This is a genomic window from Nitrosomonas sp. Nm58 (assembly GCF_900107335.1).
In the GTDB taxonomy this organism is placed as follows: domain Bacteria; phylum Pseudomonadota; class Gammaproteobacteria; order Burkholderiales; family Nitrosomonadaceae; genus Nitrosomonas.
The window spans coordinates 21,798-38,707 of record NZ_FNPQ01000022.1 but is presented as its reverse complement, the minus strand read 5'-3'; the positions used below and the strand labels follow the sequence as shown (position 1 = coordinate 38,707).

12 protein-coding genes and 3 pseudogenes are annotated in these 16,910 nt (G+C 42.9%); 12 read left to right on the top strand and 3 right to left on the bottom strand.

Annotated elements, in window-relative coordinates; translation table 11 throughout:
* Positions 1–32 precede the first annotated feature (32 nt).
* The 10 genes from fmt to fba all read left to right on the top strand — a co-directional run bounded on the left by fmt (position 33) and on the right by fba (position 13,753).
* Positions 33–989, top strand: coding sequence for a methionyl-tRNA formyltransferase (gene fmt, locus BLW34_RS09715; protein WP_090578839.1), 957 nt, complete (start codon positions 33–35; stop codon positions 987–989).
* Positions 982–2,259, top strand: a complete 1,278-nt coding sequence (gene rsmB / locus BLW34_RS09710) for a 16S rRNA (cytosine(967)-C(5))-methyltransferase RsmB (RefSeq protein ID WP_090578836.1) — start codon at positions 982–984, stop codon at positions 2,257–2,259. The genes fmt and rsmB overlap by 8 nt, the downstream gene beginning before the upstream one ends.
* Before the next feature lie 34 nt (positions 2,260–2,293).
* Positions 2,294–2,860 carry a DUF4390 domain-containing protein gene (locus BLW34_RS09705; protein WP_256203724.1) on the top strand — a complete coding sequence of 189 codons (567 nt, stop codon included), beginning with the start codon at positions 2,294–2,296 and terminating at the stop codon, positions 2,858–2,860.
* A gap of 9 nt (positions 2,861–2,869) precedes the next feature.
* Positions 2,870–5,041, top strand: a complete 2,172-nt coding sequence (locus BLW34_RS09700) for a sensor histidine kinase (protein WP_090578831.1) — start codon at positions 2,870–2,872, stop codon at positions 5,039–5,041.
* 102 nt (positions 5,042–5,143) lie between these two features.
* Positions 5,144–6,406 carry a sigma-54-dependent transcriptional regulator gene (locus tag BLW34_RS09695; RefSeq protein ID WP_090578828.1) on the top strand — a complete coding sequence of 421 codons (1,263 nt, stop codon included), beginning with the start codon at positions 5,144–5,146 and terminating at the stop codon, positions 6,404–6,406.
* 159 nt (positions 6,407–6,565) lie between these two features.
* Positions 6,566–8,581, top strand: a complete 2,016-nt coding sequence (tkt, locus tag BLW34_RS09690) for a transketolase (protein ID WP_090578824.1) — start codon at positions 6,566–6,568, stop codon at positions 8,579–8,581.
* A 68-nt stretch (positions 8,582–8,649) separates the two neighbouring features.
* A complete protein-coding gene (gene gap / locus BLW34_RS09685; RefSeq protein ID WP_090542011.1) occupies positions 8,650–9,651 on the top strand; it encodes a type I glyceraldehyde-3-phosphate dehydrogenase in 1,002 nt (333 codons plus the stop codon).
* Between the two features lie 221 nt (positions 9,652–9,872).
* On the top strand, positions 9,873–11,051 hold the full coding sequence (locus BLW34_RS09680) for a phosphoglycerate kinase (RefSeq protein ID WP_090578821.1): 1,179 nt from the start codon (positions 9,873–9,875) through the stop codon (positions 11,049–11,051).
* A gap of 26 nt (positions 11,052–11,077) precedes the next feature.
* Positions 11,078–12,559 (top strand): pyruvate kinase, encoded by a 1,482-nt coding sequence (gene pyk / locus BLW34_RS09675; RefSeq protein ID WP_090542006.1) that lies wholly within the window; start codon positions 11,078–11,080, stop codon positions 12,557–12,559.
* A 129-nt stretch (positions 12,560–12,688) separates the two neighbouring features.
* The gene (gene fba / locus BLW34_RS09670) at positions 12,689–13,753 is read left to right on the top strand and encodes a class II fructose-bisphosphate aldolase (RefSeq protein WP_090578819.1); all 1,065 of its coding nucleotides are present in this window, start codon (positions 12,689–12,691) and stop codon (positions 13,751–13,753) included.
* A 392-nt stretch (positions 13,754–14,145) separates the two neighbouring features.
* On the opposite strand, the pseudogene BLW34_RS09665 reads toward fba, so the two are convergent.
* Positions 14,146–14,319, bottom strand: a pseudogene (locus tag BLW34_RS09665) (IS3 family transposase); the annotation flags it as partial.
* 89 nt (positions 14,320–14,408) lie between these two features.
* Here BLW34_RS09665 and BLW34_RS16125 point away from each other — a divergent pair.
* Positions 14,409–14,564 carry a hypothetical protein gene (locus tag BLW34_RS16125; protein ID WP_177166007.1) on the top strand — a complete coding sequence of 52 codons (156 nt, stop codon included), beginning with the start codon at positions 14,409–14,411 and terminating at the stop codon, positions 14,562–14,564.
* A gap of 62 nt (positions 14,565–14,626) precedes the next feature.
* Positions 14,627–14,686 (top strand): annotated as a pseudogene (locus BLW34_RS17405) (hypothetical protein); the annotation flags it as partial.
* Positions 14,687–14,783: 97 nt separating this feature from the next.
* On the opposite strand, the pseudogene BLW34_RS09655 reads toward BLW34_RS17405, so the two are convergent.
* Both BLW34_RS09655 and BLW34_RS09650 read right to left on the bottom strand, forming a co-directional pair.
* Positions 14,784–15,274: pseudogene (locus BLW34_RS09655) on the bottom strand (transposase); the annotation flags it as partial.
* A 69-nt stretch (positions 15,275–15,343) separates the two neighbouring features.
* On the bottom strand, positions 15,344–16,891 hold the full coding sequence (locus BLW34_RS09650) for a CYTH and CHAD domain-containing protein (RefSeq protein ID WP_090578816.1): 1,548 nt from the start codon (positions 16,889–16,891) through the stop codon (positions 15,344–15,346).
* Positions 16,892–16,910 lie beyond the last annotated feature (19 nt).

Genomic DNA, 16,910 nt, shown 5'->3' with positions numbered 1-16,910 from the left:
AAAGAAAAGAATGTATTGATCCGAAGTTTTTCATGAGAATTATTTTTGCGGGTACACCAGTGTTTGCAGCCAATGCATTGATTTATTTGCTGAATGGTGGATATCAGGTAGTGTTGGTGTTGACCCAGCCAGACCGTCCAGCAGGGCGTGGAATGAAAATTCAGGTGAGTGATGTAAAAAAAGTTGCGCAAGCACATGGTATTCCCTTGTTGCAACCGCTTACATTAAAATCGGAAGCTGTCCATGCGCAACTAAGGGCATTTGATGCCGATCTAATGATAGTAGCAGCGTATGGGTCAATTCTACCGAAGGAAGTGCTAAAAATTCCGTATCATGGTTGCTTGAATATCCATGCCTCGCTATTACCTCGCTGGCGAGGTGCGGCACCCATTCAACGAGCCATATTGGCGGGTGACCAGAAAACCGGTATCACTATCATGCAAATGGATGAGGGGCTTGATACTGGATCTATATTATTGCAACGTGACATTCCTATTGATCCTCATGAAACAGCACAAACTCTTCACGATAAACTTGCTGACTTAGGCGCACAGAGTATTGTCGAAGCGTTGGAGTTATTGCAGCTTGGTAAGCTGACTGCAACTCCCCAGCATGAAACACAGGCATGCTATGCATCCAAGATCCAAAAAAAAGAAGCAGAGATTGACTGGCGATTAGATGCGAACCAAATTGATCGACGTATTCGGGCATTGAATCCTTATCCAGGAGCTTATACGTATCTTCAGGGCAATATATTGAAGATATGGCAAGCGAGGATTGCAAAAAATGCTTCTGGCAAAGCAGGAGAAATTCTTGCGGCTGGGAGCGAAGGTCTCGTCGTGAGTTGTGGAAGAGGTGCGCTGATTTTAGAAATTGTACAAAAATCGGGTGGAAGAAAAATGCCTATTGCAGAATTTCTGGCGGGACATTTCTTGCAGCCAGGTCAGTTTCTTTCTACAGTGATGACTGTTAGTCCGGTAAATGAATAAAGCCCAACACCTTGCTGTAGCTGCCATAGGGCGTGTTTTGGCAGGCGCAAATCTAACGCTGGTTTTACAGGAAATATGGCGGTCGAATCCGCTGCTTTCTCATCAACAGCGGGGTGCAATTCAGGATCTGGCCTATGGAGTGCTGCGTTATTACGGGCAACTTGATGCATTACTCAGCTTATTGTTAGATAAAACGTTACAAGATCTTAAATTGCGCTACTTGTTATTGGTAAGTTTATATCAGTTGCAATACAGTAAAGCGCCTTCCTATGCGATTGTCGATCATGCTGTTTCTACTGCTCGTCTCTTAAGTAATAAACGAGGTGCGCCTGGATTAGTTAATGCTGTTTTACGGAACTTTATACGTAAAGGCACTACATTATGGGAACTGGTTAATAAAAATGATGTTGGAAAATACTCCCATCCTCAATGGTGGATCGACAAGTTACGTAAACAATATCCTCAACATTATGAGGCCATTCTGAATGCAAGTAATCAACATCCTTCAATGACATTGCGAGTTAACTCTCGGAAAATCGGAGTCGAGGCATATCAAAAAATACTTGACGAGCATGGTATTAAAGCAAATTTAGTCTGGAATGTGGCGCTGAAATTAATTCAACCGGTAGCGGTAGAGAAGTTACCAGGATTTATAGAAGGATTAGTATCAATACAAGATGCGGGAGCGCAATTAGCTGCGTCACTGCTAGATGTGCATGATGGCATGCACGTGCTAGACGCTTGTGCTGCACCTGGTGGAAAAAGCACGCATTTAATGGAATCAGCGCAAATAAGATTGACCGCACTCGATAGTGATGCGCAGCGGTTAGCACGTGTAGCAGAAAATTTTGAGCGGCTTGGAAATGAGCCTGATCGTTTGGTATATGGCAATGCACTTTATCCCTCAGAATGGTGGAATGGTCAACTGTTTGACCGAATTTTGGCTGATGCGCCTTGTAGTGCATCAGGTGTAGTTAGCCGTCATCCTGATATCAAATGGTTGCGACGATATACTGATTTGCCTGCTTTTGCTGACACTCAGGAGAAAATTCTCAATGCTTTATGGAAAATTCTGAAGAGAGGAGGTAAGTTGCTGTATGTAACTTGCTCTGTTTTTCATGAAGAAAACTGGCTGTTAATTAATAAATTCCAACAATTACATCAAGATGCACGTTTATTGCCTCTTTCGCATCCTGCTATGACTAATGGGCAGTTATTGCCCAGCTTCTTGCATGACGGTTTTTTCTATGCCTTGCTTTGTAAGGCTTGATGGAATGCTGCGACTAAAAGGATTGTTGCAGATCATGGCAGCAATACTCCTGATTTCACTGCTATTCTCAGCGGTACCGGTTCGTGGTGAGGGTGGTATAGAAATAAAGTCGTTCGCTCTGGAAGCGATGGGTGAAGGTTACCAAATAAGTCTTGACGCTGATATTACGCTTAATAGTACTTTAGAGCAGGCCTTGGAAAAAGGCATCATACTTTATTTTGTATCTAAATTTGAACTGATAGATTCTCGGTGGTATTGGCTGGACGAAGAAGTAGCCCGCAGTAAAAGGCGCATAGGGCTGAGCTATCATGCGCTTACCCGACAATACTACTTAAGTGGTCGAATGATGATGCCACAAAGCTTTGATACCCTCCAAGAAGCGCTGCAGGCTTTGGGGAAGCAGCATGATATTCCCATTGAAATGAGCTCTTCGCTCAAGCAAGGTGTGGAATATATTGCAACTTTGCAAGTATGGTTGGATATTTCCCGGTTAGCTAAGCCAGTTCAACTAGAATGGTTTAGCTCAAAAGACTGGAATTTGATCTCGGAAAAAAAAGAATGGCATATTAAATTGCCTATTGCTCCTCAGAACCTACCCTAAAATATATCCATGAAGTACGTTATCACCATCGTTACGGGGTTGAGTGTGGTCATGCTGTTTTTGTTAGCGACAGCGGGGGCCAATACGGAGTTTCTTGAACGTCTTTACCGTTGGCTAATTGTTTTCAATGTGGTTTTTGTGTTGTTTTTGCTGGTGGTAGTAGGTTTTTTATTATGGAGGTTAAGCAGGAGACTAAAGGCCCGGGTATTTGGCTCAAGACTGGCACTTCGTTTATTGACGGTTTTTTCACTGATGGCCATTCTTCCGGGGGTCTTAGTATATGGTATTTCGGTACAGTTTCTAGGAAAAAGCATCGAATCGTGGTTCGATGTAAAAGTTGATCAGGCATTAGAGGGAGGTCTGAATTTAGGACAAACCATGCTTGATAATTTACTTGAAGAGCTTGGGAAGAAAGCTAAGACTACCGCATTGACGTTATCTGAATCACCTGTATCCCCTTTATCAGCATTGAATCAGTTATTGGTTCAGTCACAAATACAAGAGGCAACATTGTTCAATCAAGAGGGAAAGGCGATTGCTTTTTCCAGCATTGATGATATTGCACTGTTTCCAGAAATACCCAATGCTGCTGCCATGCGGCAGATTCGAATGCAGAAGAGCTATAGCGCAGTGGAATCTATCCCTGGCAAAGGCATGTATTTGCGTGTGCTGGTTCCCGTCAATGTATTAAATCTTGATGACGATATTCGTGTGCTTCAAGTTTTGCAGCAAGTGCCTAGGTTACTTGCGGAGAATGCCGAGATCGTTCAGATAGGATACCGCAATTACCAAGAATTAACGTTATCTCGCCAAGGATTGACTCGGCTTTATGGCGTAACATTAACATTGGCATTATTTTTAGCGCTTTTTTCTGCACTTGCTGCAGCTTTTCTTATTAGCGAAAAATTAAGCGCGCCTCTGGGTATGCTGGCTGAAGGAACAAGAGCTGTGGCGCAAGGAGATTTTAGCAGGCGTCACCGAGTACAAAGTAACGATGAGCTTGGAATACTCACCGAATCTTTTAATCTCATGACTGAGCAGCTTGAAGTGGCGCGTGTTACGGCACAACGAAATCAGCAGGAGATTGAAAATGCCCGTGCTTACCTTGAAAGTATACTGGCTAATCTTTCCTCTGGAGTGATGGTATTCGATGAGAAATTACATATGAGTACTGTCAATCGTAGTGCCGAGCAAATTTTGCAGATTCCATTGACCAATCTGGTGGGGTTAACGATTGAAGAATGTGCGGAAAAGGAATCAAAATTGCGTATGCTGGCAACAGAAATACGAAGAGGATTCAATTCTGCAGAAATGGGAGATTGGCAACGGCAAGTATTGCATTTTAGTGAAAGCAAAGATCAAATTCTACTCCTTCGAGGATCACGCCTTCCGCAGGTAACTGGAGGAGGCGTTGTAGTATTTGATGATATTACCAGTTTATTGCAGGTTCAGCGTACAGTTGCATGGGGTGAGGTTGCACGCCGCCTAGCTCATGAAATCAAGAATCCCTTGACGCCCATTCGGCTTTCTGCAGAGCGCATGCAGCACAAATTGATGGAAAAATTAACCGGGCAGGACGCAAGAATTTTACAACGCTCTACCGAAACGATTGTTAATCAGGTTGAAGCACTTAAGAAAATGGTCAATGAATTCAGCGAATATGCGCGCGTGCCTGAATTGGAGTTATATCAGCTTGATTTTAATAGATTAATACATGAGGTACTTGCGTTATATGAGACCGCACATACTCAATCAGATCGCAATCATAGCTCAAAAATTATTTTAGAGTTGACTGCTGATCCTTCTCTGATACGCGGAGATCCTACAAGATTGAGGCAAGTTATTCATAATTTGCTACAAAATGCTCAAGATGCCTTGGTTGACATAGTAGATCCCACGATCACAGTGCGTACCGAAATACTTCCGAATGGTATTCAGTTTAGCGTAAGTGATAACGGAAAAGGATTTGCTGAGCAGATTAAAGCCCAAGTATTTGAGCCTTATGTAACGACCAAGGCAAAAGGCACGGGACTCGGACTTCCGATTGTCAAGAAAATTATTGATGAACATAATGGTACAATCCAAATCGAAAATACCCAACCACACGGAGCCAAGGTGACCATTGTATTACCAAGATTATTATCGGATCACACTATATCGATTCCTCATCAAGTAACATAACCATCACATGAAGTAATGCTTGAATTGTTAATTTAATGATGTTGCTGCTACTACTGCAAAGCAATTAGTTGTATTCCAGTTCTGGAGGTAAATTACCATATAATGGCCAACAATACGATTCTTGTTGTTGATGATGAAGTTGGCATACGCGAACTCTTGTCGGAGATCTTGAATGACGAAGGATATCGAGTTGTTTTAGCGGAAAATGCAGAACAGGCTCGCAGCTGGCGCAATCAGACTCGTCCAGATTTAGTGCTATTGGATATCTGGATGCCGGATACGGATGGCATAACATTACTTAAAGATTGGGCTAATAGTGGATTACTTACCATGCCAGTTGTGATGATGTCTGGGCACGGCACCATAGATACTGCCGTAGAGGCGACGCGCATTGGAGCTGTAGGGTATCTGGAAAAACCTATACCATTACAAAAGTTGCTTAGCACCATTGGACAAGCTTTACGCGGTGGTCAAAGTAAGCCGATCCCGACCTTTTCTCTGGTAAGCCTGGGTCGGGGAACTTTGATTGCAGAATTAAAAAAGAAGCTAGAGCAAGTTGCCAGCTTGAAAGTGCCTCTGCTGCTGATGGGTGAGCCAGGTGTGGGCATGGAGTACTGCGCTCATTTCTTGCATCGAATCAATACGCCATGGGTTGAGCCAGAATCATTTTCTTTTCTTGCAGAGAACCCTCTAAATTTACTTGAGCAAGCGAAGGATGGCTTGCTGTTTTTAAGAGAAATTGGCGAACTCAATAAATTGGAGCAAAAGGGATTACTTCTGCTCTTGAGTAAATTAGAAAAATATAATGTGCGTCTGGTATGTGCTACGACTTTGCCCTTGGCAGAACTAACTGCGCAAGGTATTTATAACCCTAAATTATATGAAACTTTGAGCAGTCTTTGTATCAGTGTTCCATCATTAAGATTGCACCGTGAAGATATTCCTGAGTTAGCTAATCAGATACTTTCAAATTGCATTGAATCAGGCGAAGCGCCATTCATTCACTTTAGTACAGCTGCATTGAATACATTGCGTAATTATGATTGGCCTGGCAATCTGGCTCAATTGACGAGTGTAGTACGCTCGCTCGCCTTAACTTGTGCCAGTAATGAGATCTCAGCAGAAGTTGTCCAGCAAGCCTTAGCGCCTCCGTTACCGACAGCGATATCAATTGTTCCGGATATTCCTTTGAATGTGTCGTTGCGTGAAGCCCGAGACTTATTTGAAAAAAATTACTTCGAGAAATTGATTGATCAAGAAGGTGGCAATATGACGCGTGTTGCCGAGCGCGCAGGGTTGGAGCGTACACATCTTTATCGTAAGATAAAAACACTGGGTATTAAGTTGCGTAACCAGAATAGTTGAGTTGATATAACACAAAGAAGGTGTGATTGCGTGTATCAATGAATCAATGTTGTAGAGCACTTCGTCTTAGGTGATAATAGCGGTTTTTGCCAACTTTTGTTGTCATGTGGCGCGGAAGATGGATGTTTTGTTTTTTGAATTTTTTTGGGAGTAGTGTAGATGGGAGCATTTGAGGATTTTAACGCGCCAGTATTCAAGAATTTGACGAGTGCTATTCGTGCTTTGGCCATGGATGCAGTACAAAAAGCTAATTCTGGTCACCCTGGTATGCCTATGGGTATGGCGGAAATTGCGGAAGTACTTTGGATTCACCATTTGCGTCATAGTCCCAATAATCCCAAATGGGTCGACCGTGATCGCTTCGTTTTATCGAATGGGCACGGCTCTATGCTGCTTTATGCGCTATTACATTTGACTGGCTATGATGTGTCAATAGAAGATATTAAAAATTTTCGACAGCTTCATTCTAAAACGCCTGGACATCCAGAATATGGCTATACTTCAGGAGTAGAGACAACGACAGGTCCCCTGGGGCAAGGAATTACCAATGCTGTCGGCATGGCATTAGCAGAAAAGATTCTCGCGGATGAATTCAATCGCCCCGGCTTTGATATCGTTAATCACTATACTTATGTATTTCTTGGTGATGGATGTTTGATGGAAGGTATTTCACATGAGGCATGTTCTCTGGCAGGTACATTAGGGCTGGGTAAGCTCATTTGTTTTTATGATGATAACGGTATTTCAATTGATGGACATGTAGAAGGCTGGTTTACTGACGACACACCTAAACGCTTTGAGGCATATGGATGGCATGTTGTTCCTAATGTAAATGGTCACGATCCAGATGCAATTGAAGCTGCTATTGAAGCCGCTAAAAAGGTTTCAGGCAAACCTTCTATGATTTGCTGCAAGACTGTCATTGGGATGGGATCGCCCAATAAAGCCAATACACACGCAGTCCATGGTGCGGCATTAGGAGACGAAGAAATCGCGGCTACTCGTCCTCATATTGGCTGGCATTATCTTCCCTTTGAGGTTCCTCAAGAAGTCTACGGTGCATGGGATGCACGTGCAAAAGGTCAGAAACTTGAGAGCGAATGGAATCATAAGTTTGCAGAGTATGGGAAGAAATATCCTGCAGAAGCAGCTGAATTTGAGCGTCGTATGACCGGGGAATTACCAGCTAACTGGTTTGAATATGCTGACAGCGTTATAAATCGTGTTAACGCAAAGGGAGAGACTATTGCGACTAGAAAAGCATCGCAGAATGCGATTGAGGGATTAGCGCCAGTCCTTCCTGAACTGGTAGGAGGGTCAGCTGATTTAGCCGGTTCTAATCTGACGCTGTGGTCTGGTTCAAGTGGTGTAAGCGCAGAATCTGGTGGAAACTATATTTATTATGGTGTGCGTGAATTTGGTATGAGTGCCATTATGAATGGTTTGTCGCTACATGGCGGTATCATTCCTTATGGGGCTACGTTCCTGATGTTCTCGGAATATGCGCGCAATGCTTTGCGCATGGCGGCTTTAATGAAGATCCGTAACATTTTTGTGTTTACTCATGATTCAATTGGTTTGGGGGAGGATGGTCCGACACATCAACCGGTAGAGCAAACAGCAACATTACGCCTGATACCCAATATGGATGTATGGCGACCATGTGATACGGTTGAATCAACTGTAGCTTGGGCGCGTGCGATTGAGCGCAAGGATGGACCAACGACACTTATTTTTAGCCGTCAAAATTTACCTTTCCAGAAAAGAGATGCGGCGACTATTAAGCTGATCGATAAAGGAGCCTATATCCTATCCGAAGCTGTGGATGGAAAACCGCAAGCAATCATTATAGCGACTGGATCAGAAATAGCGCTGGCCGTGGCTGCGCAGAAAGCATTGTCTGAGGTAGGTATCCAGGTGCGTGTAGTATCCATGCCATGCACTAACTTGTTTGATCGCCAAGACCAAACATATCAGGAAAGTGTATTGCCAAAAGGTATTAAACGTATTGCGGTAGAAGCTGGTGTGACAGATTACTGGTATAAATACGTCGGTCTTGAAGGAGAAATCATTGGAATCGATACTTTCGGAGAATCCGCTCCAGCCGAAGAGTTGTTTAAATACTTTGGTTTCACTATTGAGAATGTCGTAAATGCTGTAAAGAGAATTTTATAAATTGTGTTGCCTATTCAGACAGGATAGGCGTGCTTAGTTATGGTTTTTTTGTTTAAGGAGTCTGTGTAATGACAATTAAAGTAGGAATCAATGGGTTTGGTCGTATTGGGCGAATGGTGTTTCGTGCATCAATTGAAAAATTTAGCGATATCGATGTGGTTGCAATTAACGATTTACTTGAGCCTGATTACCTGGCTTATATGCTGACACATGATTCGGTGCATGGCCGTTTTAACGGGAGTGTTTCAGTTGAAGGCAATACTTTAGTAGTCAATGGCAAGAAGATACGTCTAACTGCTATTAAAGATCCTGCTGAGTTAAAATGGAATGAGGTCGGTGTTGATGTGGTGGTGGAAGCGACGGGGCTTTTTCTCACTAAAGAAACTTGTGAAAAGCATCTTGCGGCTGGTGCCAAAAAGGTCATTATGACCGCACCATCTAAAGACGATACACCAATGTTTGTATATGGCGTTAATGATAAATCCTACAATGGGCAAGCTATCGTTTCCAATGCGTCTTGTACAACCAACTGTCTCGCTCCAATTGCTAAAGTATTGAATGATACTTGGGGAATCAAACGTGGTTTAATGACTACTGTTCATGCTGCAACGGCTACTCAAAAAACAGTGGATGGCCCTTCTAATAAGGATTGGCGAGGAGGTCGAGGAATTCTTGAAAATATCATTCCTTCCTCTACAGGAGCGGCGAAGGCAGTTGGCGCGGTTATTCCTGAATTGAATAAGAAGCTCACTGGTATGGCCTTTAGGGTGCCAACTTCTGATGTTTCTGTTGTGGATCTTACCGTAGAATTAAATAAAGATGCCACTTACGAGGAGATCTGTAATGTCATGAAATCTGCATCGGAAGGCACGCTGAAAGGTGTACTCGGTTATACAGCCGACAAAGTAGTATCTACTGACTTCCGTGGTGAGAGCTGTACTTCTGTTTTTGATGCTGAGGCAGGCATATCGTTAGACAAAAACTTTGTTAAAGTCGTTGCTTGGTACGATAATGAATGGGGATACTCCTGTAAAGTATTAGAGATGGCTCGCGTTATTGCTAGCAAGTAAGTCCGCAAAGAATCTGAATAAGAGCATAAGATTTACTTCGAGTAAAAGGCCTAGAGATTTAAACATCATAATCAGATATTAACAAAAGATGATTATGATATTACTCGGGGTTATCTAATGCTTACATCATAGTAGATAGATTTATCCCTTTGAGTTAGCCAGCAGTCAATCAAGATTGCAAACTATTCTTATTAATATTTAGTGTCTATATTGGAGTTAATGTGTCTGTTATCAAACTCACTGATCTTGATCTGAAAGACAAGCGTGTCTTTATTCGTGCTGATCTAAATGTGCCCATTAAAGATGGCAAAGTTACATCGGATGCGCGCATTACAGCATCTATGGCCACTATTAAATATTGTTTAGATCGTGACGCGAAAGTCATGGTAACTTCTCACTTGGGCCGACCGGAAGAAGGCGTCTGGAGTGAGGAGAATTCGCTTAAGCCTGTTGCCGATAATATTGCGGAACGTTTAGGTAAGCCGGTACGTTTAATCAGGGATTGGGCGAATGGTGGGTTTGAAATTGCGCAGGGTGAGTTAGTCGTTCTAGAGAATTGCCGTATTAACAAGGGTGAGAAAAAGAACGACGATGCGACCGCACAGAACTATGCTAAGTTATGCGACATATTTGTAATGGACGCTTTTGGTACTGCACATCGTGCTGAAGCATCGACTTATGGGATTGCAAAATATGCTCCGATTGCATGTGCAGGTATTCTATTGACAGAAGAATTAGATGCCTTGACTAAAGCTTTACATAATCCAGCACGACCTATGGTTGCGATTGTTGGAGGCTCCAAAGTATCAACCAAACTGACTGTGCTTGAATCACTATCTGAGAAAGTAGATCAGCTGGTGGTAGGTGGTGGGATTGCTAATACATTCCTTAAGGCTGCGGGAAAAAATATTGGTAAATCTTTGTGCGAAGATGATTTGGTTTCCACTGCGAAGATATTGATGGATAAAATGAAGCATCGTGATGCGATGATTCCGATCGCTATAGATGTTGTGGTTGGCAAGAAATTCGATGCTAATGAGCCAGCGGTGGTAAAAGATGCAGATGCAGTATCGGATGATGACATGATTTTCGATATTGGACCAAAAAGCGCTCAAGAATTGGCTGATATTATAATGAAGGCAGGCACAGTCGTTTGGAATGGACCCGTGGGCGTGTTTGAGTTTGATCAGTTTGGAGAGGGCACATATACCATTGCAAAAGCAATTGCTGACACCAAAGCTTTTACCTTGGCTGGGGGGGGCGATACTATAGCTGCAATCCAGAAATATGATATATACGACAAAGTGTCATATATATCTACGGCAGGGGGAGCTTTTCTTGAATTTCTAGAAGGGAAAAAACTCCCGGCGGTTGAAATTCTCGAATTGCGTGGACGTTAAGAACTAATCTGAAAATTCTTTTAGGAATGATTAGAAGAACAAAAATTGTTGCTACGCTGGGGCCTGCTTGTAGCGATCCTACGATTCTGCGGCACATGATTCTGGCAGGCGTTGATGTTGTGAGAATAAATTTTTCACACGGTACTCGCGAAGAGCATATAGCTCATGCTGATCTCACTCGTGCCCTTGCACGCGCTACTGGTCGTACAATTGGAATATTAGCCGATTTGCAAGGGCCTAAAATACGTATTGGTAAATTTGACCATGGGAAGATCTGGCTTAAGGTAGGCGATGAATTCATACTTGATGCCAAGTGTGAATTAGGTAATGAGGAGAGAGTAGGGCTTGACTACAAAGAGCTACCTAATGACGTAGAGGCCGGTGCGACATTATTGTTAGATGATGGTCGTATTGTTCTTAATGTTACCAAGGTAATGGGAAGTGAAATATATTGCCAAGTCAAGCAAGGAGGTGTGCTATCGAATAATAAAGGTATTAATCGAAAAGGTGGTGGACTGAGTGCGCCTGCCCTGACAAATAAGGACATGCAAGATATCAAAACTGCTGCAGCATTGAAAGCGGATTATTTGGCGGTATCTTTTCCTCGCACTGGTGAGGATATACGTCAAGCGCGTTCTTTAATGCAAGAGGCTGGAGGCAATAGCCTGATCATGGCAAAGATTGAGCGCTCCGAAGCCATTCTCGCATTAGACGATATTTTGGATGCATCGGATGCAATCATGGTTGCTCGTGGTGATCTGGCTGTTGAAGTGGGAGATGCTACAGTGCCAGCATTGCAAAAGCGCATGATACGTTCTGCTCGCACTAAAAATAAACTTGTTGTGACTGCAACACAGATGATGGAATCAATGATCATTAACCCCATTCCAACTCGTGCAGAGGTATCAGATGTAGCTAACGCGGTATTGGATGGAACTGATGCTGTTATGTTGTCTGCCGAATCTGCTGCAGGGCAATATCCTGTTGAGTCGGTAGAAGCCATGGCAAGAGTTTGTCTTGAAGCAGAAAAAGAATACACAGTAAATCAGAGCTTGCAACGTTCGCTAGAAATTCAGCCGGTTAGTATTGAAGAGGCCATCGCTCGTGCAACGATGTATACTGCCAGCAGTCTTAAAATTCGTGCGATTGCAGCGCTTACTCAGAGTGGAGTAACTGCACTGTTAATGTCACGGAGAAGCTCAAAAGTGCCCATATTTGCCTTAAGTCCGCAAGAGGATACACTTGGTAAAATGACTCTGTTTCGTGGGGTTTATCCCATAGAATTTGGTCAGGGCCTATTTGATCCAGAGGTTATTCTAGATTTGGCAGAAGATGAGTTATTTAAGCGCGGAGCTGTGCGTGATGGTGATTTGATTGTCATGACAATAGGAGAGCCTGTTGGCAAAGCAGGGGGTACCAATACCATGAAAATTGTTCGAGTAGGCGACAATGGGAAACCAATAAACATGGAAAGTATTGAGGTAGCTCCAACTTCAATAAATTGCTAATGCCTCTTATTTCAAGGTAGATCCTAATTTATAAGCCAGGAATTCCATTTACTTCGATACGAATTCCTATTATCAATTCTAATTTTTTATGATAAATCTGATACAAAATTTCAAATGAAGGAGACCTAAATGGCACTTGTATCATTGCGACAACTCTTAGACCATGCAGCAGAAAATGGATATGGATTACCTGCATTTAATGTAAACAATCTCGAGCAAATTCACGCGATTATGCAGGCAGCTGACGAATGCAATAGCCCGGTGATCATGCAAGGCTCAGCCGGAGCGCGTAAATATGCTGGAGAGCCTTTTTTGCGTCATTTGATTGCAGCAGCTGTGGAAGCCTATCCACATATTCCTGTTGTGATGCATCAAGACCATGGTGCTTCACCTGCGGTATGTGTAAACGCAATTCGTAGCGGCTTTTCCAGTGTCATGATGGATGGCTCCCTTGAAGAGGATGCCAAAACACCCTCATCCTATGAATATAACGTTGATGTTACCGCTAGAGTTGTCGCCATGGCTCATGCGGTTGGTGTCTCTGTTGAAGGCGAGTTGGGTTGTCTTGGATCGCTTGAGTCTGGAATGGGAGAAGCGGAGGATGGCCATGGAGCTGAAGGCGTGTTATCTCATGATCAATTACTCACCGATCCTGAGCAAGCGGCCGATTTTGTGAAAAAAACTGGCGTGGATGCACTTGCCATTGCAATTGGCACATCCCATGGTGCCTACAAATTTACACGGAAACCAACGGGCGATATTTTGGCTATTGAACGGATCAAAGAAATCCATAAAAGAATCCCTAATACACATTTAGTGATGCATGGCTCCAGTTCTGTTCCTCAAGAGTGGCTTGAAATCATCCGTGAATATGGTGGCGAAATGAAAGAAACTTACGGTGTGCCTGTAGAGGAAATTCAAGAAGGTATCAAAAACGGTGTGCGTAAGGTTAATATCGATACGGATATTCGATTAGCTATGACCGGAGCAATTCGTCGGCACTTAGCTAAGAACAAGAGTGAGTTTGATCCTAGAAAATTCCTGAAGGATGCTACCGTAGCCGCTAAGGAAATTTGTAAAGCACGGTTTGAAGCATTTGGTAGCGCAGGGCAGGCAAGTAAAATTAAACCGATCATGCTAGATGAAATGGCTACTAAATATGCAAAAGGTGAATTAAATCCTATTATTACCTAAATACTCTTAAGCAAGAGGGTATAAAACGGCTGCTGGAAATTGGGTTGATTATTCTCAGAGTATCCAGCAGTCTTACTTTTTGCCACGCTTCTTCAATCTTGCTTATATAAAAAAGTAAAATAACGTGAGTTCGACGTAAGAAAAGCTGTAAAAGGAATCTGAATTTCTTATGATGAAACGATTTTGGGAAAGAGCTTCATCATCAGAGGACTCAGATTCTGATGGATACTATAGCGATTTTTTTGTGCGATTGACGACTTTTGCCAGGAGTTTGAGTCGTGGTTGGAGCAGCGCTTGCTGGAATCCTCGCTAAAGCCGCGTCGGCGACGAGGGAGGGGAGCTCTGTGTCTTAGTGAAGTCATGGCGTGGTCAACTAATTCTAGACACCCCAGTTAAGTAACTTTTATCATTTTTGCTGCTTCTGTTTCATATTGATTGGGGCTTTTGTATCCCGAGTATAAATGCAGCCGGTGGCTGTTATAAAACACAGCAATATACTGCAATACATCCTGCTGCGCCGCACTGCGGGTTTGGTAGTGTTGCCACTGGCACTATTCTTGTTTAAGAAGCTGTCTGGCAAAACGATTTCCATTAGAATCAAGTATTTTTTGATAACAAGCTAAGTGAGGTAGACATTCTCGGCAATTTACTCCTCGTGAAAGTGCATGCCGCTAACCTGCGCGATACCAAAAGTGCTTGCGGTGTGTTGGAAGGTGTTGTTAATAAATACCCTTCACTCAAAGCGTTCTCAGGGGACCGGGAGATACCGGCTATCGAGGCACAGCGGTTGACTTCGCAGCTAATGGGTTAGACCTGGCCTTGCACATTTCAGAAAAAGTCGAAGGTAAATGGGCTGTTTTACCGAAGCGGTGGGTGGTCGAACGCACGTTCTCTTGGTTGGGTAACTTTCGCCGTTTATCAAAGGACTTCGAGATCCTGACCGGCACTGCCGAAAATATGATTCGAATCGCCATGATGAAAATAACACTTGAAAAATGCGTCTGTCTAATGTTTTACCAGACAGCTTCTATACTTGATTCGAGCTTGCAACATCAAACTGCCGGTTCAATCTATTTTCAAACACCGGTTGATTGTGTTTACTATTTGTTATTACTTTATATTTATTCCGATATTTTACGTGTACTCCGGCTTCCCGCATCAGGCTCCGGGCTCTCCAACGACCAACTGGGCTGGTCTTCTTCTTTTGGGTAATGAACGAATATTTCACTTCGTTTCTTTCGCGAAGAAGACCGTTGCTTCCTTTAATATCTGTCTCTCCAGCTTGAGTTGCCTGATCTGTACTTTCAGACGTCGGATTTCTTCTTGTTCCGGCGTCAGTTTTCCATTGCCACGGAATGTTTGCCCATTATCATCTACCTGATATTCCTTGATCCATCGCCTGAGTATGTTGGTGTTAATTTCTAGGCTTCAGGCTGCTTCTGTTATCGTATATCCCTGGTCCAGAACCAGGCTGGTTGCATCTAGCTTGAATTCTTTTGTGTACTGCTTCGTTGTTATCATTTTTCCTCCAATTAAGACTATTTTCTCTTAACTGGAATGTCCGGGTCTATTAGGCCATGTCATCGTGTCTCAATAAACTTCCCAGAAAAGGGGCGTATCATAGAAAGGTAGCAGGGTACGCTTAAGCTCCGCTTTTTTCTGTTCTAGATGCAGCCTATTCCATCCCACAATGATACCAATAGCTTCTCGTGACATTAATGCCTTTGTCTTCGAACTCGGAATTTCTTCAAGAAGCTTCTGGGTATTTGCACTGTCATTGATGGCGCCAAGAATATCTTGTAGCTCGGATAGTGAGCGAATATATTTTTTAACTTTTTCCGGTGAATAGAGGGTTTGAAGAAATTCCATAGCATAACGTTGTTTCTTTATGCTAATGCGGAGAGCGTGGAGTGATGTTGCATCAAGTTTTTCAATTTCTTTTCCAACCCTAAGGATTTGCTGATGATGATTTGTCAGCAAGGATCCCGTAAATTCACTTAATGCTATCTTAGCCGTGCTCTTTAAACTATGCGATCGAGTTGAATATTCGAGCACTTCATCAAGCCATAAATTCAGTTTCAGTATCAATTCTGTATAACGTTTCGATCTGATACTATTGCGTGCGGCTTTATTATGTTTTTTGCGTAATACTTCACACGTTTTTATGAGTGCAGCTATACCTGCATGTTTTGCAAAAATATGATGAATTTGGGAAATTTGTTCCGTAACAAAAACATCCCAATTACGTGCTGGGTTTAATTGGCGGGTTAACCACTTAAGCTCATGTACGATAGGCGCTTTATTTACGATAACAGTGGAAAAAACATCAAATGCAGAGCGGAGTCGGCGTAGCGCAACACGCATTTGATGGAGATATTCGATATCGTTACCTGCCAATACACCATGTTCATTCCTGGTCAATTGATCAAGGCAATTCTGTGCGATTAGGATAAATACCGTGACTAGATCCATATCAGCCTTAAGCACAACAGGCAAGGCTTTAACGGGAGGGATATTCTGTCCTGTATAAAGTATATAGCCGCGCTCAGCTTTACTTATATTCTCCAACCTGACTGGAAATGGAAGTGCCTGCTCAAGTGCAAGCGCAAGCTGAAATAATTGGACTGGTTTGCCCGATTTCAATTCAAGCTCGACTTCAGTGAAGGGTTCCTTTGTGTGGTCTACGCTAATTTTGCCATGATCAAGGCAAAACTCGATTTGACTACCATCACTCATTTGCAGAATACGTGTATAGCGAGTAAATTCTGTAATGAATATCTGCTGTAGCTGTTTACTTAAATTAGAGTGACTCAATAATTTGATCAGTTTAGGGTCACTTAACTGAGTGAAATCAAGCTGATTTGTGGTGACAGCCACTTCCCATTCGTCGCGTTCATGCAGTCCGGATGCGACACTGCCTTCTGTTTTGATGGTCTGTATCCAATGTTTTCCAATTCGACGTAGGCGTAGTGCACAATGCTGTTTTTTTAAAGCTAAATCCGGTGTGTCGTAGTAAATCGTATGAAGCTTTTGTTTGGCGGGCTTGGAAATGCTCAAAGCGTCAAGTAGCGGTAAATGATGCAGGTATTTAATACAGTTAGCGGGTAGCGTTAGCTTGAGTTCGATTTCTTTAGGCATCGTTCCAGGTCCATCAGTT

Coding starts and splice junctions, on each gene's coding strand:
- fmt (WP_090578839.1), top strand. CDS start 33: ATGAGAATTATTTTTGCGGGTACACCAGTGTTTGCAGCCAATGCATTG.
- rsmB (WP_090578836.1), top strand. CDS start 982: ATGAATAAAGCCCAACACCTTGCTGTAGCTGCCATAGGGCGTGTTTTG.
- BLW34_RS09705 (WP_256203724.1), top strand. CDS start 2,294: ATGGCAGCAATACTCCTGATTTCACTGCTATTCTCAGCGGTACCGGTT.
- BLW34_RS09700 (WP_090578831.1), top strand. CDS start 2,870: ATGAAGTACGTTATCACCATCGTTACGGGGTTGAGTGTGGTCATGCTG.
- BLW34_RS09695 (WP_090578828.1), top strand. CDS start 5,144: ATGGCCAACAATACGATTCTTGTTGTTGATGATGAAGTTGGCATACGC.
- tkt (WP_090578824.1), top strand. CDS start 6,566: ATGGGAGCATTTGAGGATTTTAACGCGCCAGTATTCAAGAATTTGACG.
- gap (WP_090542011.1), top strand. CDS start 8,650: ATGACAATTAAAGTAGGAATCAATGGGTTTGGTCGTATTGGGCGAATG.
- pyk (WP_090542006.1), top strand. CDS start 11,078: ATGATTAGAAGAACAAAAATTGTTGCTACGCTGGGGCCTGCTTGTAGC.
- fba (WP_090578819.1), top strand. CDS start 12,689: ATGGCACTTGTATCATTGCGACAACTCTTAGACCATGCAGCAGAAAAT.
- BLW34_RS09650 (WP_090578816.1), bottom strand. CDS start 16,891: ATGCCTAAAGAAATCGAACTCAAGCTAACGCTACCCGCTAACTGTATT.